The sequence below is a fragment of the Mesorhizobium sp. CNPSo 4671 genome, from assembly GCF_057784245.1.
Genome location: NZ_JBWLUW010000008.1, coordinates 256,124 through 279,393 on the forward strand (window position 1 = coordinate 256,124; position 23,270 = coordinate 279,393).

The 23,270-nt window shown below is 62.5% G+C and carries 23 protein-coding genes; 16 read left to right on the forward strand and 7 right to left on the reverse strand.

Annotated features, from left to right (window positions below):
* Positions 1-144: 144 nt before the first annotated feature.
* Positions 145-1,827, reverse strand: coding sequence for a tetratricopeptide repeat-containing sulfotransferase family protein (locus tag AC04SF_RS23150; protein ID WP_488479662.1), 1,683 nt, complete (start codon positions 1,825-1,827; stop codon positions 145-147).
* 245 nt (positions 1,828-2,072) lie between these two features.
* Here AC04SF_RS23150 and AC04SF_RS23155 point away from each other — a divergent pair, with 245 nt between their 5' ends.
* A complete protein-coding gene (locus AC04SF_RS23155) occupies positions 2,073-3,185 on the forward strand; it encodes a pyridoxal phosphate-dependent aminotransferase (protein WP_488479663.1) in 1,113 nt (370 codons plus the stop codon).
* On the opposite strand, the gene AC04SF_RS23160 is transcribed toward AC04SF_RS23155, so the two are convergent.
* Complete coding sequence (locus AC04SF_RS23160; protein WP_488479664.1) at positions 3,182-3,790, reverse strand: MarR family winged helix-turn-helix transcriptional regulator; 609 nt, start codon at positions 3,788-3,790, stop codon at positions 3,182-3,184. The two genes, AC04SF_RS23155 and AC04SF_RS23160, sit on opposite strands and share 4 nt — an antisense overlap.
* Positions 3,791-3,896: 106 nt before the next feature.
* Between AC04SF_RS23160 and AC04SF_RS23165 the strand changes: the two genes are divergently transcribed.
* The 7 genes from AC04SF_RS23165 (at position 3,897) to AC04SF_RS23195 (ending at position 10,927) form a co-directional block, all read left to right on the forward strand.
* Positions 3,897-4,181 carry an acylphosphatase gene (locus AC04SF_RS23165; RefSeq protein WP_488479665.1) on the forward strand — a complete coding sequence of 95 codons (285 nt, stop codon included), beginning with the start codon at positions 3,897-3,899 and terminating at the stop codon, positions 4,179-4,181.
* Between the two features lie 84 nt (positions 4,182-4,265).
* A complete protein-coding gene (locus AC04SF_RS23170) occupies positions 4,266-4,916 on the forward strand; it encodes a TetR/AcrR family transcriptional regulator (RefSeq protein WP_488479666.1) in 651 nt (216 codons plus the stop codon).
* Positions 4,917-4,975: 59 nt separating this feature from the next.
* Complete coding sequence (locus AC04SF_RS23175) at positions 4,976-6,139, forward strand: isovaleryl-CoA dehydrogenase (protein ID WP_488479667.1); 1,164 nt, start codon at positions 4,976-4,978, stop codon at positions 6,137-6,139.
* Between the two features lies 1 nt (position 6,140).
* Positions 6,141-7,748, forward strand: coding sequence for a carboxyl transferase domain-containing protein (locus AC04SF_RS23180; RefSeq protein WP_488479668.1), 1,608 nt, complete (start codon positions 6,141-6,143; stop codon positions 7,746-7,748).
* Position 7,749: 1 nt separating this feature from the next.
* Positions 7,750-8,280, forward strand: coding sequence for an O-acetyl-ADP-ribose deacetylase (locus tag AC04SF_RS23185; protein ID WP_488479669.1), 531 nt, complete (start codon positions 7,750-7,752; stop codon positions 8,278-8,280).
* Between the two features lie 120 nt (positions 8,281-8,400).
* Complete coding sequence (locus tag AC04SF_RS23190) at positions 8,401-8,769, forward strand: hypothetical protein (RefSeq protein ID WP_488479670.1); 369 nt, start codon at positions 8,401-8,403, stop codon at positions 8,767-8,769.
* Positions 8,770-8,944: 175 nt separating this feature from the next.
* Entirely contained in the window at positions 8,945-10,927 is a 1,983-nt protein-coding gene (locus tag AC04SF_RS23195) for an acetyl/propionyl/methylcrotonyl-CoA carboxylase subunit alpha (RefSeq protein ID WP_488479671.1), read from the forward strand.
* A gap of 83 nt (positions 10,928-11,010) precedes the next feature.
* On the opposite strand, the gene AC04SF_RS23200 is transcribed toward AC04SF_RS23195, so the two are convergent.
* Positions 11,011-12,132 (reverse strand): branched-chain amino acid ABC transporter substrate-binding protein, encoded by a 1,122-nt coding sequence (locus tag AC04SF_RS23200; RefSeq protein WP_027046653.1) that lies wholly within the window; start codon positions 12,130-12,132, stop codon positions 11,011-11,013.
* A gap of 427 nt (positions 12,133-12,559) precedes the next feature.
* Positions 12,560-12,826 (reverse strand): SEL1-like repeat protein, encoded by a 267-nt coding sequence (locus AC04SF_RS23205; RefSeq protein WP_010915070.1) that lies wholly within the window; start codon positions 12,824-12,826, stop codon positions 12,560-12,562.
* A gap of 438 nt (positions 12,827-13,264) precedes the next feature.
* Between AC04SF_RS23205 and AC04SF_RS23210 the strand changes: the two genes are divergently transcribed.
* The 5 genes from AC04SF_RS23210 to AC04SF_RS23230 all read left to right on the forward strand — a co-directional run bounded on the left by AC04SF_RS23210 (position 13,265) and on the right by AC04SF_RS23230 (position 16,934).
* Complete coding sequence (locus AC04SF_RS23210) at positions 13,265-13,606, forward strand: DUF2147 domain-containing protein (RefSeq protein WP_096456274.1); 342 nt, start codon at positions 13,265-13,267, stop codon at positions 13,604-13,606.
* Positions 13,607-13,830: 224 nt separating this feature from the next.
* The gene (locus tag AC04SF_RS23215) at positions 13,831-13,983 is read left to right on the forward strand and encodes a hypothetical protein (RefSeq protein WP_488479672.1); all 153 of its coding nucleotides are present in this window, start codon (positions 13,831-13,833) and stop codon (positions 13,981-13,983) included.
* Between the two features lie 39 nt (positions 13,984-14,022).
* A complete protein-coding gene (locus tag AC04SF_RS23220) occupies positions 14,023-14,217 on the forward strand; it encodes a hypothetical protein (protein ID WP_488479673.1) in 195 nt (64 codons plus the stop codon).
* A 116-nt stretch (positions 14,218-14,333) separates the two neighbouring features.
* Positions 14,334-15,797: an AMP nucleosidase gene (locus AC04SF_RS23225; RefSeq protein ID WP_488479674.1), complete on the forward strand. Its 1,464-nt coding sequence runs from the start codon at positions 14,334-14,336 to the stop codon at positions 15,795-15,797.
* A 126-nt stretch (positions 15,798-15,923) separates the two neighbouring features.
* Complete coding sequence (locus tag AC04SF_RS23230; protein ID WP_244571325.1) at positions 15,924-16,934, forward strand: endonuclease/exonuclease/phosphatase family protein; 1,011 nt, start codon at positions 15,924-15,926, stop codon at positions 16,932-16,934.
* A gap of 39 nt (positions 16,935-16,973) precedes the next feature.
* On the opposite strand, the gene AC04SF_RS23235 is transcribed toward AC04SF_RS23230, so the two are convergent.
* Positions 16,974-17,570: a DUF922 domain-containing Zn-dependent protease gene (locus tag AC04SF_RS23235; RefSeq protein ID WP_488479675.1), complete on the reverse strand. Its 597-nt coding sequence runs from the start codon at positions 17,568-17,570 to the stop codon at positions 16,974-16,976.
* Positions 17,571-17,708: 138 nt separating this feature from the next.
* A complete protein-coding gene (locus AC04SF_RS23240; protein WP_488479676.1) occupies positions 17,709-19,388 on the reverse strand; it encodes an electron transfer flavoprotein-ubiquinone oxidoreductase in 1,680 nt (559 codons plus the stop codon).
* A 220-nt stretch (positions 19,389-19,608) separates the two neighbouring features.
* On the opposite strand from AC04SF_RS23240, the gene AC04SF_RS23245 reads away from it, so the two are divergent.
* From AC04SF_RS23245 to AC04SF_RS23255, 3 genes are read left to right on the forward strand one after another with little or no spacing between them, the layout of a single operon-like run.
* A complete protein-coding gene (locus tag AC04SF_RS23245; RefSeq protein ID WP_488479677.1) occupies positions 19,609-20,253 on the forward strand; it encodes a hypothetical protein in 645 nt (214 codons plus the stop codon).
* Between the two features lie 51 nt (positions 20,254-20,304).
* Positions 20,305-21,177 (forward strand): uracil-DNA glycosylase, encoded by an 873-nt coding sequence (locus AC04SF_RS23250; RefSeq protein WP_488479678.1) that lies wholly within the window; start codon positions 20,305-20,307, stop codon positions 21,175-21,177.
* Positions 21,178-21,230: 53 nt separating this feature from the next.
* Positions 21,231-22,043 (forward strand): helix-turn-helix domain-containing protein, encoded by an 813-nt coding sequence (locus AC04SF_RS23255; protein ID WP_488479679.1) that lies wholly within the window; start codon positions 21,231-21,233, stop codon positions 22,041-22,043.
* A 90-nt stretch (positions 22,044-22,133) separates the two neighbouring features.
* Here AC04SF_RS23255 and AC04SF_RS23260 read toward each other — a convergent pair whose 3' ends face one another.
* The gene (locus tag AC04SF_RS23260) at positions 22,134-23,099 is read right to left on the reverse strand and encodes a DMT family transporter (RefSeq protein ID WP_488479680.1); all 966 of its coding nucleotides are present in this window, start codon (positions 23,097-23,099) and stop codon (positions 22,134-22,136) included.
* Between the last annotated feature and the right edge of the window lie 171 nt (positions 23,100-23,270).

Below are 23,270 nucleotides of genomic sequence, written 5' to 3' on the forward strand. Positions count from 1 at the left end.
TACGCAGGAGGCACGGTCGCCTGCTGAGACCATGAAAATGGTTCATATTGAACTAAAGTTTACCTATGACGCTTGCCCGCGACGCAACGTTGAGACCAGATTCCGTTATCAATCTCGCCACTCCAGCCGCGCGGTCGGACGCGTTTAGATTTCAGCCAAATCTCCTAGGGCATCGATCAGAGGCTGGATCTTGCCGCCATAATTTTTCCAACGCTTGACCGACGATGTGTAGATCGGTTGGCGAACTTGCCAGCGACTGATTGTCCTGACTGAGCCTTCTCTTTCGAAGAAGCGCAGGCAAGCGTCATCCCAAGGCAGCCCGAGGTGATCGATCAGACGATGTGATTGCTCCTCCTGATCCGAAATAAGCTCCTCATAGCGATTTTCAAAGATGCGCCCAGGCAGGAGTGCCTTCCAGTGCGTCATAAGACGATCATACTCACGATAATAAAGGCCCAGGTCATGAAGATTCGAGGTATAACTGTGCGTCTCGTTAAGATCGGAAGTGAAACACGACAGACAGTTGTCGATCGGGTCACGCTTGCAGTGAATTATACGAGCTTTCGGAAACAAAATCGCGATCAATCCGATAAGCTCGAAATTATGAGGCATCTTGTCGACAACCCGCAATTCGGCATGCGAATACTGCCTCAAATACGCCAGGTAGTCCTGTGCCTTTGTTTGCGATTGTTCGATTGTCATCGACCTGAGCAGCGGCCCGGAACTCCGATCCACTTCGCCGCGTAGCCCGTTGGCAGCCGCTATTCGCCCGAGCTTGAAGAGTTCTCCCGCGCCATAAACATCTGGATGGCTCGAACATATCTGTTCCGTCAGCGTCGTTCCAGAACGCGGCATCCCAAGAACGAATACCGGAATATCGGAGGGGTCCCCAAAGCCAGTCTTCGCAGCCAAGAGGTCGGCGTCGAATATCTCGATTAGAGTGTCCACTCTCTTGCGATAGGATGCGATGTCGAAATTCCGCCCGGCGAATGTCTTGGCTTTCAGGTAATGATCCATAGCATCGTCGAAACGCCTGAGATCGCTCAAAATCTTGCCCGCTGCCATATGAAGGTCGTACGAGCCGGCGTCGATAACCGCAGGATCCTCAAGTTCAGCGAGAATCGACTTGAGTTCGGGCGGCTCCGCGGAGAATTTTCGCGTGTTAACAAGCGCGTGGTAAGCTGCAGGTGCACCCAAGCGCTCTCCGATGGCTTCGCTTAGACAGGCTGCAGCGTCGTCCATCCGTCCTAGGCTGGTTAGTGCACTTGCCACGCCCAATCGAACCTGTGGGTGATCCCTGTTGATTTTGAGCACCCGTTCGTATGCCGCCAAGGCCATCTCAGCCTTGTCAAACTTGTTGTAGGCTTGGCCCAATCCCAAGAGCGCCTCTACCAGATCCGGCTTGAGTTCGCACGCCCGCTGAAAATGTTTGATCGACGGCAAATAGTCCGCCGCCTTCAACCAGGCTTCCCCCAAGCTGAGCTGGTAATAGGGATTGTTGGGCTCCCGGGCAGCCGCACGCTCGAAATACTTGATGGCCAGATCGGCGTCAAAATCGAGCCCCAGCGTTCCCAGTATGTACAATGCAAGTGCGTGTTCGGGCGTTCTAGCCAGAACGCGGTGACAGAGTTCTTCGGCCTCCGGTAAACGCTCGGCTTTCTGAAGTTCAAGCGCCTGCCTCAATATCAAGTCGTCGGCCTGAACGTGCGAGGGAGTGGCCGTCAGGGGCTGCGGTTTCGGCAGTCCAACTTTCGGGGACGCGGCCTTGGGCGTTCCGGGTTGGGTCTTAATGTGCTTGGCCCAGGCGGGGGGTAATCGGTTGCTCATTCTGTTTCGCTAGCAAAAGCAGCCACTAGAATCCAGTCTGGAGCGAGACGCACTATGCAAGACCGCATGTCGGCGCCCCACGGCCACGACCTCCGGCGGAACGTCCAGGCCTCGCAGACACCGACGAGCAGCCAGAAGTGAGAAATCGAAAGCTGGTCAGCTCCGTAAGTTCCCGGCTCCCGCAGCTTGCACCCCCCCTTCGCCCACGCTAGCAAGAAGCTCCCTTTTCAACCGAGACCTTTGCCATGCGTCTGCGCCCTCCCCTCTCGCCGCTTATCGCAGCACTCCCGTCGACCGTGCCGTTTGTCGGTCCGGAAGCGCAGGAGCGTGAGCGCGGGCGCCCTTTTCGTGCCCGCATCGGCGCCAATGAAAGCAGTTTTGGTCCTTCGCCGCGCGTCATCGCCCGGATGGCCGAGATTGCCCGCGACATGTGGATGTATTGCGATCCCGACAATTTCGATCTGAAGGTCGCGGCTGCCGCGCATCACGGTGTGGCGGTTGAGAATGTCGTTGTCGGCGAAGGCATAGACGGCCTGCTCAGCCTGGTGGCGCGCATGTATGTGGCGCATGGCGATGCGGTGGTCACTTCGCTCGGCGCCTATCCAACCTTCAACTTCCATGTTGCCGGCGTCGGCGGGCGGCTGGTGGCCGTCCCTTACGTGAACGACCACGAAAGCCTGGATGGTTTGCTCGCGGCGGTCGTCAAGGAGAAGGCTCCGCTGGTCTATCTGTCCAACCCGGACAATCCGATGGGCAGCTGGTGGGAAGCGGACGAGGTGATCCGCTTTATCGAAGCGCTGCCGGCGACCACCATGCTGGTGCTCGACGAGGCCTATGGCGAATTGGGGCCGGCCTCGGCCCTGCCGCCGATCGATATCTCGCGGCCGAATGTCATCCGCATGCGCACCTTTTCAAAGGCTTATGGGCTTGCCGGGATACGCTGCGGCTATGCGGTGGCGGAGGCCCAGGTGATCCGCGACTTCGAGAAGATCCGCAACCACTACGGCGTCAGCCGCATGGCACAGATCGCCGGCGTCGAGGCGCTTGCCGACCGGGCCTATCTCGAGACGGTGGTGGCGCGGGTGGCTGCCGGGCGCCGGCGCATCGCTGATATCGCCGAGCAGAACGGGTTGAAGCCGCTGGCCTCGGCGACCAATTTCGTCACCATCGATTGTGGCCACGATGCTGCCTTTGCGCTGAAAGTGCTGCAGGGGTTGTTGTCGCGCGACGTCTTCATCCGCAAGCCGATGGCGCCAGGGCTCGACCGCTGCATCCGCGTCAGCGTCGGCCTCGACCACGAACTGGACATTTTTGCCGAGGAACTGCCCGGCGCCTTGGCGGCGGCGCGAGGGAACTAGCCAATTTCGCGGCGTTCGGATGCCGGCACTCCGCCCAGCAGATCCCTGACGCGTGCCAGCATATTCGACAGCTCGGCAGCTTCCTCGTCATCCAGGTTTGAGGTCAGGCGGGCGAGATCGCGATCCGCAGCCGACTGAAGCGCTGCAAGCGCGGCCTGGCCGCGCGCGGTGAGCGAGAGAATGCGCCGGCCCACAGCATCGGGACCAACACGCATTTCGGTCAGGCCGGCGGCAGCGAATTTTCGAAGGATTCTCGTGACGTAGGCCGGTTCCAACTGGAGTTCCCGGGCAACGTCGGACGCCGCTGGTGCGAAATCGATTTGAAACGCTCTTGCCAGGAAACCTGTCTTGCCGTCAGGGGCGGCGGCAATATGGCCGGATCGACGGCCCAGTTCGAACAGCACCCGCGCCTCGGTCAGCGTGTAGGCGCTGTGCGTCAAGGTTTCGTCGAGCAGCCCGATCAGGCCGGTATAGAACCGATTGAAGCACCTGAGGTCGCGGACCAAAGCATTCCGATCGGTTGACATGTCAGGCACCCCAGAAGATTCCCATGCTGCCGGATCATCGCGAAAAAGGTTGACCAAGTCAATTATATACTGGATCAAGTCATCTATCTTCGGACAACCGCGGCTCATCAATTTGATAGCGTCCCCAGTCAACCCAGTTGCCTTGGCTCGATCCTGCGCCAGACTCTATGAAAGGGAGTGAGCCATGAGCGATCGGAAGCGGGCAGTGCAGGCCCGCATATACGGCAAGGTGCAAGGCGTCGGCTACAGGATCTGGGCGAGAGGCGAAGCGACGGGGCTTGGGCTGATGGGTTGGGTGCGCAACGAAAGAGACGGCTCGGTAACGGCATGGCTTGCCGGCGCCGACGCCGCGGTTTCGGCCATGATCGATCGGCTCTGGCGAGGCCCGGCGGGGGCTTCGATCTCACGGATCGATGTGGAGGAGATCGAGACCTGGACCGCGCCTGGAGACTTCAGGATCGTCGCATAGGCGCATGCGCATCACTTGAATTCTTCGGGTACCCTTGAATTAATTGAACGTTCGTTTTATTATTGCCGCCTTAACGAGGCGATCATGGCGCGCACCACAGGATCCGACGGCGGGCGAACCGAGGCGGCAGTCCGCGAAGCGGCGGTCAACCTGATCGCACGCTACGGCTACGAGGCGATGTCGATGCGTCAGCTGGCGGCCGAGGTCGGCGTGCAGGCGGCCGCGCTGTACCGCTATTTCCCAACCAAGGAAGACCTGCTGTTCACCCTGATGCGCGGGCACATGGAAGGGCTTTGCGAGGCTTGGGAACATGCCCGGCCAACCGGCGCCGATCCGGCGGAGCAGCTTGCGGCCTATGTGCGCAACCATATCGCTTTCCACATCGAACGCCGGCACGCCACGCATGTGTCGAACATGGAATTGCGCAGCCTGTCGCCCGACAGGCTGACACAGATCCTGCGCATGCGCACGGCCTACGAAAAGGACCTGCGCACCATCCTGCGCGACGGCGCCGAGGCCGGCGCCTTCGAGATCGAGGACACCGGCCTGACGGCCATGGCGCTGATCCAGATGATGACCGGCGTCATCGTCTGGTTTCGCCCGGGCGAACGGCTGTCGGTCCCTGAAGTAACAGCGACATATCTTTCAATGACAATGCGCCTGGTTGGCGCGAGGATCGGCGCCTACAGCGCCGCGCGTCCCTTCGGACGCCCAAAAGACGCTGTAGCACTTTGATTTGCGTATGCCCCGAAGGTCGAGAGCGATCTTCGGGGCATACGCCGGGGAGGAACGGCATGTATACGAACACGCTCAGCTTCGGGCATGACGAGGACATCGAGGCGCTGCGCGACCTGGTGCGGCGCTTCGCCCAGGACAGGATCGCGCCGATCGCCGGCGACATCGACCGCCAGAACGAATTTCCGGCGCATCTGTGGCGCGAACTCGGCGCGCTCGGCCTGCTCGGCATCACCGCTGATCCCGATTTCGGCGGCAGCGGCATGGGCTATCTCGCCCATGTGATTGCGGTGGAAGAGATTTCCCGCGCCTCGGCTTCGGTCGGTCTCTCCTACGGCGCCCACTCCAACCTCTGCGTCAACCAGATCAACCGCTGGGCGACGCCGGCGCAGAAGGAAAAATTTCTGCCGCCGCTGTGTTCAGGCGAGCGCGTCGGCGCGCTGGCGATGTCGGAATCCGGCGCCGGCTCCGACGTCGTCTCACTCAAGCTGCGTGCCGAAAAGCGCAATGACCGCTATGTGCTCAACGGCACCAAGATGTGGATCACCAACGGGCCCGACGCCGATACGCTGGTCGTCTACGCCAAGACCGATCCGGAGCGGAAATCGCGCGGCATCACTGCCTTCATCGTCGAGAAGACGATGAAGGGATTCTCCGTGGCGCAGAAACTCGACAAGCTCGGCATGCGCGGCTCCAACACCGGTGAACTCGTGTTCGAGAATGTCGAGGTGCCGTTCGACAATGTGCTGCACGAAGAAGGACGCGGCGTCGAAGTGCTGATGTCGGGCCTCGACTATGAGCGCACGGTGCTTGCCGGCGGCCCGATCGGCCTGATGGCCGCCTGCCTCGATGTGGCGATCCCCTATGTGCATGAGCGCAAGCAGTTCGGCCAGCCGATCGGCGAGTTCCAGCTGGTGCAAGGCAAGCTGGCCGACATGTACACGGTGATGAACGCCGCGCGTGCTTACGTCTATGCCGTCGCCGCCGCCTGCGATCGCGGCCAGACCACCCGCAAGGATGCCGCCGGCTGCGTCCTGTTTGCGGCTGAAAAAGCAACGCAGATGGCGCTGGACGCCATCCAACTTCTGGGCGGCAACGGCTACATCAATGATTATCCGACCGGCCGCCTGCTGCGCGACGCCAAGCTCTACGAGATCGGTGCCGGCACCAGCGAAATCCGGCGCTGGCTGATCGGCCGCGAGATCATGGCGGAGGGGGTATAGCATGGCCGTCCTGCAAACCCAGATCTCCCCCTCCTCCGACACCTTTCGCGCCAATGCCGAACGCATGCGCGCGCTGGTCGCCGACATCGCCGAAAAAGCCGCGACCGTCGAGCGCGGCGGCTCGGAGGAGGCGCGCGAGCGCCATATCTCGCGCGGCAAGTTGTTGCCGCGCGAGCGCCTCGCTCAATTGCTCGACACCGGCTCACCCTTCCTCGAAATCGGCCAGTTCGCGGCGTGGTCGATGTATGGCGAGGAGATTTCCTCGGCCGGCATGATCGCCGGCGTCGGCCGTGTCGAGTGCACCGAGGTGATGGTCGTCGTCAACGATGCCACGGTGAAGGGCGGCACCTATTATCCGCTGACGGTGAAAAAGCATTTGCGGGCGCAGGAGATCGCGCTGCAGAACAATCTGCCTTGCATCTATCTGGTCGACAGCGGCGGCGCTAACCTGCCCAATCAAGACGAGGTGTTTCCCGACCGCGAGCATTTTGGCCGTATCTTCTACAACCAGGCCAACATGTCAGCCGCCGGCATCCCGCAGATCGCCTGCGTCATGGGGTCCTGCACGGCTGGCGGCGCCTACGTGCCAGCGATGTCGGACGAGACGATCATGGTGCGCAACCAGGCGACCATCTTCCTCGGCGGACCACCACTCGTGAAGGCGGCCACAGGCGAGGATGTCAGTGCCGAGGATCTGGGCGGCGCGGACGTACATACGCGGCTTTCCGGCGTCGCCGACCATTATGCGATGGACGACGAACATGCGCTCGCCATCTGCCGGCGCATCGTCAAAAATCTGAATCGGAACAAGACCGTAAGCCTGAACTTACAGAAGTCGATTCCGCCGCTTCATCCGGCGGATGAACTCTACGGCGTCGTGCCGACCGATCTGCGTCAGCCCTACGATGTGCGTGAAGTCATCGCGCGTCTTGTCGACGGCTCCGAATTCGATGAGTTCAAGCAGAACTACGGCACAACGCTGATCACCGGCTTTGCCCATCTCCATGGCATGCCGGTCGGCATCATCGCCAACAATGGCGTGCTGTTTTCCGAAAGCGCATTGAAGGGCGCGCATTTCATCGAGCTGTGCTGCCAGCGCAAGATACCGCTTGTCTTCCTGCAGAACATCACCGGCTTCATGGTCGGCCGAAAGTACGAGGCCGGCGGCATCGCCAAGGACGGCGCCAAGCTGGTGATGGCGGTTGCCACCGCCAGGGTTCCGAAGGTGACCGTCATTATCGGCGGTTCGTTCGGCGCAGGTAATTACGGCATGTGCGGCCGCGCCTATTCCCCGCGCTTCCTGTGGATGTGGCCGAATGCGCGCATCTCGGTGATGGGCGGCGAGCAGGCGGCGACTGTTCTTGCCATGGTCAAGCGCGAGGGCATCGAGCGCAAGGGCGGCGAATGGAGCGCCGAGGAGGAAGCAAAATTCAAGAAGCCGATCCTGATGAAATACGAGCATGAGGGCCATCCGCTCTACTCGTCCGCCCGCCTTTGGGATGACGGCATCATTGATCCGGCGAAGACGCGCGAGGTGCTTGCGCTCAGCCTTTCCGCGGCGCTCAACGCGGAGATCGAGGACACGCGCTTCGGCGTGTTCAGGATGTGAGATGAGCAAGGCGCTGGACAGGATCCGCATCCACACCGGCGACATCACGAAGCTGGATGTCGACGCCATCGTCAATGCCGCCAATTCGTCGCTGCTCGGTGGCGGCGGGGTCGATGGCGCCATCCACCGCGCGGCGGGCCGCGAACTCGAGTTCGAATGCCGGATGCTGAACGGCTGTAAGGTCGGCGACGCCAAGATCACCAAGGGTTATAAACTGCCGGCTCGGCACATCATCCACACGGTCGGACCAGTCTGGCAAGGCGGCGGCAAGGGCGAAGCCGAACTGCTGGCGTCCTGCTATCGCAGGTCGCTCCAACTCGCGGCCGTCAATGGCTGCCGCACGGTGGCGTTTCCGGCGATCTCGACTGGTGTTTATCGCTACCCGAGAGATGAGGCGACCGGGATCGCTGTCGGCACGGTCAGCATGGTCGTCGAAGAGAAAAATATGCCCGAAACCGTCATCTTCTGCTGCTTCGACGAGCATACGGCGCAACTATACCGACGAACCGTTGCTGCGCTCCGCAAGAGTTGAATTGTATGGACCAACAGATTCATCAGCATAGGCAAACTCGGACCCCCGACAAGGAACTGGCGGCGAGGAAAAATATTCGCTACTGCTTGTCCCGCGCAATGCAATGGGGACAGGGTGGAAATGAAACTGAAATATTGCCGGCGGATGGCTGCCTCGATACTTGCAGGACTCCTAATATTCGCAACAGCCGGCGCCAGCCAGGCGGGATCGCTCGCAGGAAGCAAGGGAGACGTGCGTTTTCCACCGACCCTAGGTTCGGGCGAATGCAACGTTGCCTACAAGAGCTACGTCGCGGCGAACGGTCATTCGGCCTACGCCACGACCTTTTATTCGCGCGTTGTCGACCTCTACATCATCTGCGGCACGAAGCTCAACGCGCCGTCCCAGAAGGCAGCGGAAGAAATGGCGCTGCGCAACTGCCAGGCCGGCTTGACGCGTTGGAAGCTCAAGACCGCAAGTGGCGGCTGCGCGATCTCGGCATCGAAGTAGGCAAGTGCGCTTCGCTCGCAGAGCGCTCCCTTGGTGAGGGAATGCTCTGCATCAAGTGCCGAACTGCAAGGCGGTATCCAGCGAAGGGGAAGCCTGCCTGTATAGGTTCGCGGGACGGCGGGAGCGCGAAGGAACGCCTGCGTCGCTTTCAGCAAGCCCTGGCTATGGAGGCTCCATGTTCGCCAAGATCCTGATCGCCAATCGGGGCGAGATCGCTTGCCGTGTCATCCGCACGGCCCGCAAGCTCGGTGTGCACACCGTCGCCGTCTATTCGGACGCCGACGCCAGATCCCTGCATGTCGAGATGGCCGACGAGGCTGTTCATATCGGCCCCTCGCCTGTCGGCGAGAGCTATCTGCGTGGCGACAAGATCGTCGCGGCGGCGCTTTCGACGGGGGCGCAGGCGATCCATCCCGGTTACGGCTTCCTGTCGGAAAATCCCGATTTCGTCGACCAGGTGGTGGCGGCGGGGCTCACCTTCATTGGCCCGTCGGCGGCCTCGATCCGCGCCATGGGGCTCAAGGACGCCGCCAAGCGGCTGATGGAAAAGGCCGGCGTGCCGGTGGTGCCGGGTTATCATGGCGAGGCGCAGGAGATCGTGCTGCTTGCGTCCAAGGCACGCGAGATCGGTTATCCCGTGCTGATCAAGGCGCGCGCCGGCGGCGGCGGCAAGGGCATGCGGCGCGTCGAGCATCCCGATGATTTCTCCGAGGCGCTGTCCAGCGCCCGGCGCGAAGCAAAAGCCGCGTTCGGCGACGACCGCGTGCTGGTTGAAAAATATGTCGACAAGCCGCGGCACATCGAGGTGCAGGTGTTCGGCGATAGTTTCGGCAATGCGGTGCATCTCTACGAACGCGATTGCTCCGCGCAACGCCGCCACCAGAAGGTGATCGAGGAGGCGCCCGCCCCCGGCATGACGCCGGCGCTGCGCAAGGCGATGACAGAAGCGGCGGTGAAGGCCGCCAAGGCGATCGACTATTCCGGCGCCGGCACCATCGAATTCATCGTCGATGCCTCGCAAGGGCTGACGGCCGATCGCTTCTGGTTCATGGAAATGAACACGCGCCTGCAGGTCGAGCATCCCGTCACCGAAATGGTCACCGGCACCGATCTGGTCGAATGGCAGTTGCGGGTCGCCAGCGGCGAGAAGCTGCCGAAAACGCAGAGTGAGATTGTGCTTGCCGGCCATGCCTTCGAGGCGCGCGTCTATGCGGAGGACGCGGCAAAGGGGTTCCTGCCGGCAACGGGCTCACTGCATCATCTGAAATTTCCGGAGGCGGCACCCGATGGTGCCGCGATGCGCATCGAGACCGGCGTGCGGGCCGGCGATGCCATCTCGCCCTATTACGACCCGATGATCGCGAAGCTGGTGGTCCATGCAAAGGACAGGCAGTCGGCGCTGGAGGCCCTCGGCGCGGCGCTGTCGCGAACCGAGATCGCCGGCTCCACCGTCAACACCGCCTTTCTTGCCGCCCTTGCCGCCGATCCAGACTTTTGTGCCGGCGACGTCGACACCGGCCTGATCGGCAGACATCAGGCGGCCCTGACCGAGGTCGTACCGCCGACCGGCGAAATCGTCGCGGCAGCAGCTCTTGCCGCCTCCGGTGCAGAAGCTTTGCCGCAAACGAGCGAGCCATGGTCTTCGCTTTCCGGCTATGCGCATTTCCACGGCGTGGCGCGGCGCACGCGGTTGAAGTTCGGCGAGCACGATATTCTGGCAAAGGTTTCTGTGCGACCGGACGGGCGCTTCCAGGTGGCGCTCGGCGCGCCCTATGACAGCGCCAATGCACATGATTTTCGCGCCGTTCCCCGCCTCGCCCGCTGGCCAGGTCACATCACGGTGTTCGAAGGCGCCGTCGGCTATACATTCGCGGTGCAGGACCCGTTGGCACGCAGCGATGACGCGGCTGCTGCCTCCGGCAGCCTGCGCGCGCCGATGCCGGGCCTGGTGAAGCTGGTGCGCGTGGCCAAGGGCGACGCGGTGATCAAGGGACAAGCGCTGCTGATCCTGGAGGCGATGAAGATGGAGCACACCATCGCCGCCCCGCATGACGGAGTGGTTGCCGAGATCGCCGTGGAGGGAGCACAGGTCACCGACGGGACGGTGCTGGTGCGGTTCGTCGAAGAGCAGAACGTCCCGACCGCTGCCGCCGGCTGATACACGGAGCGCATTGCGGACCACAAACAAAATGGCCGGGACGAACCCGGCCATTTTTTTGGTCTATCTGATCACCAGAGTGATTACTGCGCGATCGGAGCGTACTTGCCGTCATGCCACTGGTTGATGTCGTAGCTGGCGTTCTTGAGGTCACCCTTCTCGTCGAAAGTGACGTCGCCTACCACAGTGCTGATCGGCGTGCCGTTCTTCAACGCTTCGGCGACCTTGGCCGGATCGTCGCTGCCGGCACGCTTGATGCCTTCCGCGAAAGCCTGGACCACGGCGTAGGAGAACAGCGTGAAGCCTTCCGGCACGAAGCCGCCAGCCTTGATCTTCTCGACCGCGGCCTTGGCTTCCGGCTTCGCCTGCGGGTCCGACGGGAAGACGAACATCGTGCCTTCGCCGGCCGGGCCTGCAACCTGCCAGAATTCCGGCGAGGCGATCGAGTCCGGCATGATCAGCTGGAACTTCAGGTTCTGTTCGGCCGACTGACGCAGGATCAGGCCGGCTTCAGGATGGTAGCCGCCGAAATAGACGACGTCGGCCTTGAGATCCTTGAGCTTGGTGACGAGCGCCGAATAGTCCTTCTCGCCGGGATTGATGGCGTCATAGTAGACTTCCTTGAGGCCACCAGTGTTCATGGTTGCCCTGACGGCATCAGCGACGCCCTGACCGTAGGCGCTCTTGTCGTGCAGGATGACGACGTTCTTGCCGGCATACTTCTTGGCGATCCACGGGCCGATAAAGGCGCCCTGAGCGTCGTCACGCGTATAGAGACGCATGATGGTCGGCCAGCCGGCCTTGGCGGCCGCGTCGGTCAGCACCGGGTTCGAGGATGCCGGGCTCATCATCAGCGCGCCGGCTTCGGCATAGACGGCCGAGGCCGGAATGCTCGAGCCCGAGCAGGCATGACCGTCGATGAACTTGACGCCATTGGCGACGATGCGGTTGGCTACCGACACGGCCTGTTTGGGGTCGCACTGGTCGTCCTCGATGTCGAGCTTGATCATCGAACCGTTGACGCCGCCCGCGGCGTTGATGGCATCGGCGGCGGCTTGTGCACCCTGCTTGAACTGATCGCCGATGGTGGCGAGTTGCCCAGTCATCGGGCCGACCACCGAAACGGTGATGTCATCGGCGAAGGCGACCGGAGCACTCATCATCAGGCCGAAAATGGCCGCGCTCAAAATACTCATTTTTTTCATAGCAATAGAACTCCTCCACTCACGCGCGGCCGCCCCGGCCGCGCTTCTTCCAGAGAGGCGGGACAATTTCATCCTTCATTGGGCCTGTCTAGGCGCATTGGCGCCACTCGATTGGGCCTGCGAGGCCCCATCCACGCGAAAAAGCCACGCCAGCCTTGTTCCGGCTGGTCGTGGCTTTTTTGCCTGTCGGGCTGTTTCGCCAGCGCCCCCGCGCCACGAACCCCAACGTCGCCTTCCCTGTCTTCCCTGCCTGTCCGAAAACCGGATTCCACTTTTCGGGATCATGGTCCGTCGTGCGGCTTGGCCTGTCCGGCTGCCGCATTCTTGTCGTTGATGGCCTGTGGCCCGGCTGTCTGCGCAGCCTTATCCCTGTTAGGCCCGACCGTCTTCGAGCGGTCGTGGCCGGAGCGTCCCCGTCTGCCGGAACTCAGTGCATGGTCATCCATTCGCGGGCTTCGCGCAGCGCCTTGGCGATCTCGACCTTCGACATGGCGGCCGACAGTTCCGAGCGCAGTTCCGCGGCGCGGGCCGAACCCTTGATGGCGGCTATGTTGAACCATTTGTGGGCGGCGACGACGTCGGTCTCGCAGTCGCGGCCGGTTGCATACATCATGCCCAGTTCGAAAAGAATGTCGGCCTGGGCAGTTGCCCCCATGGCGCCGAAACCTGCTTCAAGCATTTCAAAACGTGCCATTTTAGTCCCCTGTCTGGCTCCCGAGAGCTGCCTCCGTTTGTCTTGTCCGGGCCGCTCTTTCGATGCTTTCGAGAATGCCGGTGAGGCTTGAATCCGTCGTTAAATGGCGTGCTTAATTTGAGGAAAACAAAGCTAAAACAAGAGGTAAACGCGGAAATTCGTTAAGGATACGAAGCCAGCAATTCGGCTGGTTTTCGCCAAATTTGACGAAAATTTTCGGAGGCGGAATCAACACTCCGCTAACCACGGGAAACAAACACGATGCGCCGATCACTTTATTTCCTCCGCGACAAGGCGGATTCAGGTGCTTTCAAAATCCCAAAGTCTTCCGTTGCGGCACCCGCTTTTGTTTTGTCGGGAGCTGGATTAGCTTACGTTTGCGTAAGCGGCAGACCGGCGAGGCGGAGAATTCGGCCGGCTATCCAAAGGGAGCAAGACATGTTTCGAAAAGTGAGCCTGGCTCTTGCAGCCACATTGATCATGGCCGGTGCGGCGTGGGCCGATCCGATCGAGGGCAACTGGAAGACGCAAGCCGGCGACACCGCCGCCATTTCAGGCAGCGGCTCGTTTTCCATCACGCTCAAATCAGGAAAATACGCCGGCAAGACCATCGGCTCGCTGAAAGCGGCCGGCGACAACAAATATGCCGGCAGCATCACCGACCCGGCGAACGACAAGACCTATTCGGGCAAGGCAACATTGGCGGGCACCTCGCTCAAGATGAGCGGATGCGTGCTTGGCGGACTGATCTGCAAGAGCCAGACCTGGCACAAGCTCTGATCGACCACATCCTTGTGACCTGACGACGGGGCCCAGCGGGCCCCGTTTTCGTTTCAGCGGCACGTCGAGCCCTGGTGCTCTCGCCCTGCCGGCTGTGGCCGTCCTAGTTCGCGGCGACCCGGTCAGATCCCGTCAATCAATTTGAACCGCAGATGAATGCCGGCATCAGAGCCGGTTCAGAGGCGTTGGGGCATTCTCTCGCGTGTTGAAGGAGACACGACCCAATGCTTGCTCGCCGCTTCACCATCGTCTGCCTGCTGATGAGTCTGTTTGGGATGTTCTTCGCCATCCTCGTCGCTGAAGCGGGCCGTTACCCCCGCTCCTGGGACCAAGCCAGTTCCTGCCAATTCGATTGCGTGAACCATTTTCGCCGCTGAAGCGACAAAGACACAGATCCAGAGAGAAAAGCAAAAGCCATGACCCGCATCGCCGCCAATACCCTCCAGATCCTTCGGCTCCTGCCGCGGGCTGCGCTCGTCCTGGTGGCTCTTTCAGCACCGGTTCTGGCCGTGCCGATGATGCGCGCCGACGCCGGCTCGACGATCGAGGCGCCGGCCCTGAAGAATTCAGGCGTGGGTTTCGTTCTGCTGGTCAGCCTGCAGCGTGGATAAAGAAAAATGGCGCTTTGGGCGCCTTCGACAGCGACACCCCTCCCAACCGCTCGTCCAAGTCTCTATATTGAGCCATGGAAAAGCGAATCTATCCCCAAGCCATCGAATCGGTCGTCATGCCGGAGCCTTTTGGCCGGCAAAGCTTTGATAGCGCCGAAAAAGCCGTTGCGGCGCTGCAGCTGCTTTACGACCGCAACACCAAGTTCCTGCGCGACGCCTTCGCGGCCCTGGCCTCGGCCGGCGGCGACAGCAGCAAACGCTACCGCGCCTTCTATCCCGAGATCGGCGTCACCACGAGTTCGTTCACCCAGGTCGACTCGCGCCAGGCCTATGGCCATATGCCGACGCCCGGCCATTTCGCCACCACGATCACGCAGCCGCGGCTGTTCGAGCCGTACCTTATCGAACAGCTGCGCCTGATCATGCGCAACCACGGTGTCGCGGTCACGGTTTCGGAATCGACCACGCCCATTCCGCTGCATTTCGCCTTCCTGGAGGGAGCTTACGTCGACGGGGCCGCCGCGGAGCGCATCAAGCGGCCGATCCGCGACCTGTTCGACGTGCCGGATCTCGACGGCACCGACGACCAGATCGCCAATGGCACGTTCGAAGTGGCCTTCGGCGAACCAAGACCGCTGGCGCCGTTCACGGCGCAGCGCATCGACTATTCGCTGCACCGCATGACCCATTACACCGCCACCAGCCCGCAGCATTTCCAGAACTTCGTGCTGTTCACCAACTATCAGTTCTACATCGACGAGTTCGTCGCCCGCGCCCGCGACCTGATGGAGAAGGGCGGCGGCGGTTACGCTGAATTCGTCGAACCGGGTAATGTCGTGACCAAGGCCGGACAGAGCACGCCCAGCGAAGGTGTTGGACCGCAGCGTCTGCCGCAGATGCCGGCCTATCATCTGAAAAAGCCGAACCATGGCGGCATCACCATGGTCAACATCGGTGTCGGCCCTTCCAACGCCAAGACGATCACCGACCATATCGCCGTGCTGAGGCCGCATGCCTGGGTGATGCTTGGCCATTGCGCCGGGCTGCGCAACACCCAGGCGCTCGGCGACTATGTGCTGGCGCATGCCTATGTGCGTGAGGACCATGTGCTGGACGACGATCTTCCGGTCTGGGTGCCGATCCCGCCGCTGGCGGAAATCCAGGTCGCGCTGCAGGAAGCGGTCGCCGAAGTCACCGGCCTGTCCGGCTACGATCTGAAGCGCATCATGCGCACCGGCACGGTGGCCACCATCGACAACCGCAACTGGGAACTGCGCGACCAGCGCGGACCGGTTCAGCGCCTGTCACAGTCCCGCGCCATCGCGCTCGACATGGAATCGGCGACGATCGCCGCCAATGGCTTCCGCTTCCGCGTGCCCTACGGCACGCTGCTGTGCGTTTCCGACAAACCGCTGCATGGCGAGTTGAAACTGCCTGGCATGGCGACCGAGTTCTACAAGCGGCAGGTGGCGCAGCACCTGACCATCGGCATCAGGGCGATGGAGAAGCTGGCCGAGATGCCGATGGAGCGGCTGCATTCGCGCAAGCTCCGGAGCTTTTCGGAGACGGCGTTCCAGTAGGCGGCCGCCAAGCCTCGGCGAGGCAATTCGCCGTCTTGCTCAAGCCGCAATTTGGCCGATAAGCAGATCGAACGCAGGCGGCATTCGGCAGACACGACCTCAATGACAACAGGCGCGCGCTTGAATATGACGGCTGGGTTGGCATTCCTGGCGATGACGGCTCTGTCGGCCGCGCTGTTGGCCGGGTTCTTCGGCACGCTGCATCCGGCTTTCGATTCCTTCTCGCATTTCCGCATGCACTTCAGCGTGCTTATGGCGCTCCTGGCGCTGCCGCTGCTTGCCAGCTCGTTTCGGCTGCAGGCCGCAGCGGGGCTGGTCTTTGCCATCGCCTGCCTGGCCACGACAGCAAGCGCCCTGCCCAGGCTTTGGCCGCAGCCGGCGGTCGCCAAGCCCGCCGATCAGGCTGTGTACAGCCTGCTGCAGATGAACCTGCGCTTCAACAACCCGACACCGAAGAAAGTTCTCTCCCTGATCGGCCGCACCAACCCGGACGTGATCACCCTCGATGAGGTGTCGGAGATGTGGACGACCGAGCTTGGCACCATCACCAGCGCCTACCCCTACCGTATCCTCTGTCCCTATCCGAACGGCATGTTCGGGGTGGCATTGCTGTCGCGCAGGCCCTTCATGGCAGGCACGGCACCGCGCTGCGAGCCGCGCGGCGCGATGGCAACCGCCACCGTCGACTTCGGCGGCATCGGCGTCGATGTCGCCGCGATCCATCTGAGCTGGCCGTGGCCGAAGGAGCAATACTGGCAGATCGGCGAACTGGCGCAGACATTGGCCGGGCTTGGCGAGACCGCGATCATGGCCGGCGATTGCAACGCTGTGCCGTGGAGCGCGGCGGTGCGGCGGGTCGCGGCGCTCGGCGGGCTGACGCTCATGCCCTCGGCCGGGCCGACCTGGATCCACCGGACACTGCCCGATGTCCTGCGCCGCTATGCGGGCCTGCCGATCGACCAGGTGTTCAGCAAGGGCGGGTTGACGATCCTGTCTTCGACGCGGCTGGAGGATACCGGCTCAGACCATCTGCCGGTGCTGGTCGAGTTCACGCTTCGCCCCGACGACAAGCAGCCTGAGAATGACCACGCCACAGCGCTCGCGGCGAGCGACTTGTCAGCCAAGCCTCACGGCTGAGCGAAGCCCGCGCGCCACGACGCTGAGCGGATCACACGTTCATGGTTTTCTGATCAAGGCAGCGATCAGATGTTCGACATGTCCGCCCTTGCTGTGCTCGCGCCGATCGAAGGCGTTTTGTTTGGCCTCATATTCGGCATAGACAGCCCGGATGCGAAGCTGCGCTTCGTGGCGCGTCTTGTAGCAAGACGGGTCGTTGGCGACCCGCAGGCCGGCTATCGACCTTTCCGTAGCGCGCATCATCTCCCTGGCGATGCGCCCATGTGTTTCCTCATGGGCGCGAACACCGGCGAAAAACCTGCCCCAGCGCCTCTTCAGTTCCGGCGTCGCGGGCGACGCAAGGCGAGGGAAGGTGTAGAAAAGGTTGAGCGTGCCATTGACCCGCCGCATCCGGCAGAAGCCGTTGCCCTCAGTGGCGTTGAGGTTCCAGTCGACCGTATAGGCCGTGGTGGCGATGGCATGCGTCATGAAGCCGTGCCTGGGGCCTTTGCTGTCCATCGCTTCGACGAGAGCGGCGCCCGAGCTTCCCGCAATGTCGTAGGTCCGCGTCTGGACCACTGCCCTGATGCCTGCCAAAGCCTCTGGCGCACACAGCGCCCCGATGGCGACGAGGCATGTCAGAACAATCCGGCGCATCGGCCTTTCTCCCTATCGCTGGAGAGGGAACCATAGACCGGTTGCCGTTTCAACGGTTCTGCCGGCCTGCATGCCCTCGCAGCCAGCACTCACCTGCATTTTTTGCTGCAGAGACCTGAACCGCCCGGCCGCGCGAGGTCACATGCCCTGGTAGACCGGACCTTCGCCGCCCTGCGGCGGCACCCAGTTGATGTTCTGGTTCGGATCCTTGATGTCGCATGTCTTGCAGTGGACGCAGTTCTGCGCGTTGATGACGAAGCGCACATCCTTCGCCGCCGGATCGGCGGCGGCGTTGCCGTCCTTGTCGACCCATTCATAGACGCCAGCCGGGCAATAGCGTGTCGAAGGTCCGGCGAAGACATCGTGCTCGGAGCGCTGCTGCAAGGCCATGTCGCCGACCAGCAGATGGACCGGCTCGTTTTCCTCATGGTTGGTGTTGGACAGGAACACCGAGGACAGGCGGTCGAATGTCAGCACACCATCGGGCTTCGGATAGGCGATCTTTTGGTGCTTGGCAGCTGGCTCGAGCGCCGCATAGTCGGCCTTGCCATGCTTCAGCGTGCCGAAGGGCGAGACGCCGAACAGCGTGTTCAGCCACATGTCGAAGCCGCCAAGGCCGACGCCGACGATGGTGCCGAAGCGCGACCACAACGGCTTGACGTTGCGCACCTTCTTCAAATCCTTGCCGATGTCGGTCGCGCGCCAGGCTTGCTCGTAGGAGGTGAGCTCGTCATTGGCGCGGCCAGCGCCGATCGCTTCGGCGACATGCTCGGCCGCCAGCATGCCGGAGAGCACCGCATTGTGCGAACCCTTGATGCGCGGCACGTTGACGAAGCCCGCCGCGCAGCCCATCAGCGCGCCGCCGGGGAAGGACAATTTCGGCACCGACTGCCAGCCACCCTCGGTGATGGCGCGCGCGCCATAGCCCAGGCGCTTGGCGCCTTCGAAGGTGCCGCGGATCGCCGGATGGGTCTTGAAGCGTTGGAATTCCTCGAAGGGCGACAGCCAGGGATTCTTGTAGTTGAGGTGGAGAACGAAGCCGACCGCCACCTGATTGTCCTCGAGATGGTAGAGGAAGGAGCCGCCGCCGGTCTTCATGTCGAGCGGCCAGCCGAAGGAATGTTGCACCAGGCCCGGCCTATGGTTCTCCGGCTTGACCTGCCAAAGCTCCTTGAGGCCGATGCCGTATTTACCGGGCTCGCGGCCATCGGAGAGCTTGTATCTGGCGATCAGCTGCTTGGCGAGCGAGCCCCGCGCGCCTTCGCCGATCAGCACATATTTGCCCATCAGCGCCATGCCCGGTGCAAAGCCCGGGCCGTGCGTGCCGTCCTTCTCGACGCCCATGTCGCCGGTGACGACACCGGTGACAGCACCTTCTTCATTGTAGAGCAGGCCTGCGGCGGCAAAGCCCGGATAGATCTCGACGCCCAGCGCCTCGGCCTTGGCGGCCAGCCAGCGGCAGACATTGCCGAGCGAGACGATGTAGTTGCCGTGATTGTTCATCAGCGGCGGCATCAATATGTTGGGCAGGCGAAACGAGCCGGCGGGGCCGAGCACCAGGAAATGGTCCGCCGTGACCGGCGTCTTGAAGGGATGCCCCTCCTCCTCGCGCCAACCGGGCAGCAGCCGGTCGATGCCGATCGGATCGACGACGGCGCCGGAGAGGATATGAGCGCCAACCTCGCCGCCCTTTTCCAGCACGACGACGGAAAGCTCGGGATTGACCTGCTTGAGGCGGATGGCCGCGGCAAGGCCGGCCGGACCGGCACCGACGATGACCACGTCGAATTCCATGCTTTCGCGTTCGATATCGCTCATCAACCCCTCCGCACTGGCTTGCCGCTGTTGCGTATCTTGCTGGCTCCTGCGCTGCATAGCGCATCAATTGGCGACAGGAAACCGGCGCATACGTGACAATGCGGATTTGGCCAAAAAGTCGCGCATCCTGCGGCAGGGCAGCCGTTCGTGCCTGGCGCGACCTACGGTGCTTGCGTTTTTTAATTGTTCGGCGGCTTGCTTATCGGCCATACTTCCCGCCATGCGCATTCCTGGGCCTGCCGGCTTTCCTTCGACGCGCTTTCTTTTCACGCCCGGCCGGGCCTGCCGGGCGATTCTTCTCGCCCTTCTGATGTTGGCACCGCGGCACGCAGCCGCGGACGAGGTGAAGGTCTGGGCGACAGGCGCCTACTCCTTCTCCGACGAGCTCGGCGGCTTCCGCATCACCGGAGCTTCCGGCATCGGTACCAAGGACGATCCGCTGGTCATCACCGAAGAACTGAATTCGGCGACACCCGTGACGCTGACCATCCGCACCACAAAGCCGATCGAGACATTCGGCAAGGCGGGCGAATTCGCCAATGGCATCATGTATATGCGCATCGACGTGCTCAACAACAGCGGCCAGGCCTGGATCGAATTCCAGTTCGAGCTTCAGGAGATCCTGGATCAGCCGAGCGTGTTTGGAGACGGGCTTTCCTTCGACCAGCGCAACAAGACGCCCGACAATATCTGGTCGAGCAATTTCGCCGATTTCGACCGCGACTTCGAACCCTATGACCGGCTGCTGTTCAAGAACGGCAAGGTCGACCCGCTGAAGACCGTCAGCTTCGAGTTCCTGATGACGGATTACACACCACGATGGACCTTCTATCTGGTGCAAGATCCGCGCATCCCGACCGGATAGTGCAAGCAGCCGGTCTTGCAAATTGCAGTCATGCGGACGAATGTGCGCGCCATGACTGCCGCCTCCCCCAACAGCCCGACCGATATTGCCGACATCCTGGCGTTCTATGCCAGCGCCGGCGTCGATGAGGCGCTGGAAGACGCCCCGGTGAACCGCTTCGCCGAGGCGGCGCCGAGACCTGTCGAGCGGGCACCTACGCCGGCGGCGCCGCCTCGCGAAGACAAGGCGCCGGAGCGCCCCGCGACATCGCCCGGGTTGGATGCGAGCCGGGTGCCGGACGCACCGGCGCGTCCATCGGTCGCCGCCGTGCCAGACGAAGCTCAGGCGGCGCTTGCGCGCCAGTTGGCAACAACGGCAACAACCCTGGACGAGCTGCACCAGCATATGGCGGCATTCGACGGCTGCAATCTCAAGGCCACCGCCAAGAACCTGGTGTTCGCCGATGGCAACCCCGAGGCCGCGGTGATGCTGGTCGGCGAAGCGCCGGGCCGCGACGAGGACATTGAGGGCTTGCCCTTCGTCGGCCGCTCGGGCCGGCTGCTCGACCGCATGCTGGCCGCGATCGGGCTCGACCGCACTTCAGTCTATATCGCCAATGTCATCCCGTGGCGGCCACCAGGCAACCGCACGCCGACGCCGCACGAGACCGAGATCTGCCGGCCGTTCATCGAGCGGCAGATCGAGCTGGTCAATCCCAAGGTGCTGGTCAATCTCGGCGGCCCTTCGGCCAAGACCTTGCTGAATACCTCGGAAGGCATTCTCAGGCTGCGCGGCAACTGGCGTGTCCACACCACGGCCTCCGGCATCGCCATTCCGGCCATGCCGACGCTGCACCCGGCCTATCTCCTGCGGACGCCGGCACACAAGAAGCTGGCATGGCGGGATTTTCTCGAGGTCAAGGCGAAGCTGCGGGCGCTCTCCTAGCGATAACCTCGGAGGTAATTGAAATCCCTCTGCCGCCGCCTTAATCCTGACCCATGACATCAGCCCAAAATTCCGCTGGCAGTCTCATCCGCGAATGGCGCACGCGCCGCCGCATGAGCCAGCTTGACCTTGCCATGGAAGCCGAAATCTCACAGCGCCATCTGAGCTTCGTCGAGAGCGGGCGCTCTGCGCCCTCGCGTGACATGGTGCTGCATCTGGCGGAGCAGTTGGCGATCCCGTTGAGGCAACGCAACCAGTTACTGCTGGCGGCAGGCTTTGCGCCGAACTTCAGCGAACGGCCGCTGACCGACACGACGCTGGCGCCGGCGATGGCGGCGGTCGAGATCGTGCTCAAAGGGCATGAGCCCTTCCCGGCGCTGGCGGTGGACCGGCACTGGAACCTGGTTTCGGCGAATGCCGCGATTGCTCCCTTCCTCGCCGATGTCAGCGAGGCCTCGCTGCTGACGCCGCCGGTCAACGTGCTTCGCCTGAGCCTGCACCCCGGCGGCATCGCACCACGCATCGTCAACCTCGCGGAATGGCGCACGCATCTGCTCGAACGCCTCAAGCACCAGAACGATGCCAGCGGCGATCCGGTGCTGGTCGAACTGGAGCGCGAGCTGCGCAGCTATCCATCCGGGCTGAAGGACAGCAGGCCAACACCCGTCGAGCCGAACGCCATCGTGCATCCGCTGCGCCTCGCGCATGGCGATCAGGTGCTGTCGTTCATCAGCACCATCACCGTGTTCGGCACGCCGCTCGATGTGACCTTGTCGGAACTGGCGATTGAGTCATTTTTCCCGGCCGACGAGCAGACTCGCGCGGTGCTGGTGCGGCTGGCGAAGGAGCGAAACGAACGATCGTAACTGAGGATATCGGCCCCTCGCTACCGCTCCGGGCGTTCATTGTTCGGAAAGCCAAGCAATTGGCTTTCCGTCCGCTACGAGGACCTCTCCTCACCCCTGTGGCAGCGTCACCTTGCGCGTTCGCGTGCGCTCCAGGCCGAGTTGCCGCTCGCGCCAGATGATGAAGACGCCGGCGGCCACCACGATCGCACCGCCAACCAGCGTGTTGAGCGAGGTCACGTCGCCGAAAATGAAATAGCCGACGACGACGCCGAGGATCATCGAGGTGTATTCGAACGGCGCCACCACCGAGGCCTCGGCATGGCGATAGGCCGAGGTCATCAGGATCTGGCCGAGGCCGCCGCAGAAGCCGGACATGACGAGCAGCGCGGCTTGCGCTGGCATCAGCGAATGCCAGCCGAAAGGCAGCGTCAGCAGCGAGAGCACGCTGGCGGTCGACGAGAACCACAACACGATGGTCGCCGTCTTCTCCGTCTGCACGAGATTGCGGACGAGCAGCATGGCGACTGCCGAGATCGCCGCGGCCACCAGCGCGGCCATGACGCCCAGGACTTCCTGGTCGTCGAGGGCTTCGTCCGAGTTGAGCAGGGTCAGTTCCGGCCAGGAGATGATGAGCACGCCAATGAGGCCGACGGCGACCGCGCTCCAGCGATAGACGCGGATCGTCTCGCCAAGGAAGACGGAGGAGAACACCACGACCAGCAGCGGCTGCGCGTAATTCAGGGTGATCGCCTCCGGCAACGGCAGCCTGGTCAGCGCGAAGAAGCCCAGCCCCATGGCTCCGACGCCGACGACGCCGCGCGCGACGTGGTTGAAGGGACGTTTGGTAACGAATGCCGTCGCCAGCTGTCCCTTCAACGCCAGGAAGGCAATGATCGGGAAGATGGCGAAGAACGAGCGGAAGAACACGATCTGCCCGGCCGGCACGTCGCCGGCCGCCTTGATGCAGGTTTGCATGCCGACAAAAACCGCCACCGAGACGATCTTCAGTGCGATGCCCCTTAGCGTGCCGTGGCCGCTGGTCGTTTCTGGCTCGGTCCCCTTTCCTGACGTCACGTCGGCGATGGGCCCATGCCGAATTTCGGTGTGACGACGGTCATGGCTGCCTCGTGAGGATGTGGAGAAGGAACGCCTGAAATAGGCATCCGCTGAGTTTTGTCGAGGGACTGTTTCGTGTAAAGAGCGCGGACTTCAAATTTCTTGGACCAGCGGGAACTGTCCGCCTCC

Excerpts from the sequence above, each read along its gene's own strand:
- AC04SF_RS23225 (WP_488479674.1), top strand. The coding sequence starts at position 14,334 with ATGCCGGAGCCTTTTGGCCGGCAAAGCTTTGATAGCGCCGAAAAAGCC.
- AC04SF_RS23215 (WP_488479672.1), top strand. The coding sequence starts at position 13,831 with ATGCTTGCTCGCCGCTTCACCATCGTCTGCCTGCTGATGAGTCTGTTT.
- AC04SF_RS23180 (WP_488479668.1), top strand. The coding sequence starts at position 6,141 with ATGGCCGTCCTGCAAACCCAGATCTCCCCCTCCTCCGACACCTTTCGC.
- AC04SF_RS23240 (WP_488479676.1), bottom strand. The coding sequence starts at position 19,388 with ATGAGCGATATCGAACGCGAAAGCATGGAATTCGACGTGGTCATCGTC.
- AC04SF_RS23185 (WP_488479669.1), top strand. The coding sequence starts at position 7,750 with ATGAGCAAGGCGCTGGACAGGATCCGCATCCACACCGGCGACATCACG.
- AC04SF_RS23235 (WP_488479675.1), bottom strand. The coding sequence starts at position 17,570 with ATGCGCCGGATTGTTCTGACATGCCTCGTCGCCATCGGGGCGCTGTGT.
- AC04SF_RS23150 (WP_488479662.1), bottom strand. The coding sequence starts at position 1,827 with ATGAGCAACCGATTACCCCCCGCCTGGGCCAAGCACATTAAGACCCAA.
- AC04SF_RS23155 (WP_488479663.1), top strand. The coding sequence starts at position 2,073 with ATGCGTCTGCGCCCTCCCCTCTCGCCGCTTATCGCAGCACTCCCGTCG.
- AC04SF_RS23165 (WP_488479665.1), top strand. The coding sequence starts at position 3,897 with ATGAGCGATCGGAAGCGGGCAGTGCAGGCCCGCATATACGGCAAGGTG.
- AC04SF_RS23250 (WP_488479678.1), top strand. The coding sequence starts at position 20,305 with ATGACTGCCGCCTCCCCCAACAGCCCGACCGATATTGCCGACATCCTG.
- AC04SF_RS23190 (WP_488479670.1), top strand. The coding sequence starts at position 8,401 with ATGAAACTGAAATATTGCCGGCGGATGGCTGCCTCGATACTTGCAGGA.
- AC04SF_RS23210 (WP_096456274.1), top strand. The coding sequence starts at position 13,265 with ATGTTTCGAAAAGTGAGCCTGGCTCTTGCAGCCACATTGATCATGGCC.
- AC04SF_RS23220 (WP_488479673.1), top strand. The coding sequence starts at position 14,023 with ATGACCCGCATCGCCGCCAATACCCTCCAGATCCTTCGGCTCCTGCCG.
- AC04SF_RS23245 (WP_488479677.1), top strand. The coding sequence starts at position 19,609 with ATGCGCATTCCTGGGCCTGCCGGCTTTCCTTCGACGCGCTTTCTTTTC.
- AC04SF_RS23175 (WP_488479667.1), top strand. The coding sequence starts at position 4,976 with ATGTATACGAACACGCTCAGCTTCGGGCATGACGAGGACATCGAGGCG.
- AC04SF_RS23170 (WP_488479666.1), top strand. The coding sequence starts at position 4,266 with ATGGCGCGCACCACAGGATCCGACGGCGGGCGAACCGAGGCGGCAGTC.
- AC04SF_RS23205 (WP_010915070.1), bottom strand. The coding sequence starts at position 12,826 with ATGGCACGTTTTGAAATGCTTGAAGCAGGTTTCGGCGCCATGGGGGCA.
- AC04SF_RS23200 (WP_027046653.1), bottom strand. The coding sequence starts at position 12,132 with ATGAAAAAAATGAGTATTTTGAGCGCGGCCATTTTCGGCCTGATGATG.
- AC04SF_RS23195 (WP_488479671.1), top strand. The coding sequence starts at position 8,945 with ATGTTCGCCAAGATCCTGATCGCCAATCGGGGCGAGATCGCTTGCCGT.
- AC04SF_RS23255 (WP_488479679.1), top strand. The coding sequence starts at position 21,231 with ATGACATCAGCCCAAAATTCCGCTGGCAGTCTCATCCGCGAATGGCGC.
- AC04SF_RS23230 (WP_244571325.1), top strand. The coding sequence starts at position 15,924 with ATGACGGCTGGGTTGGCATTCCTGGCGATGACGGCTCTGTCGGCCGCG.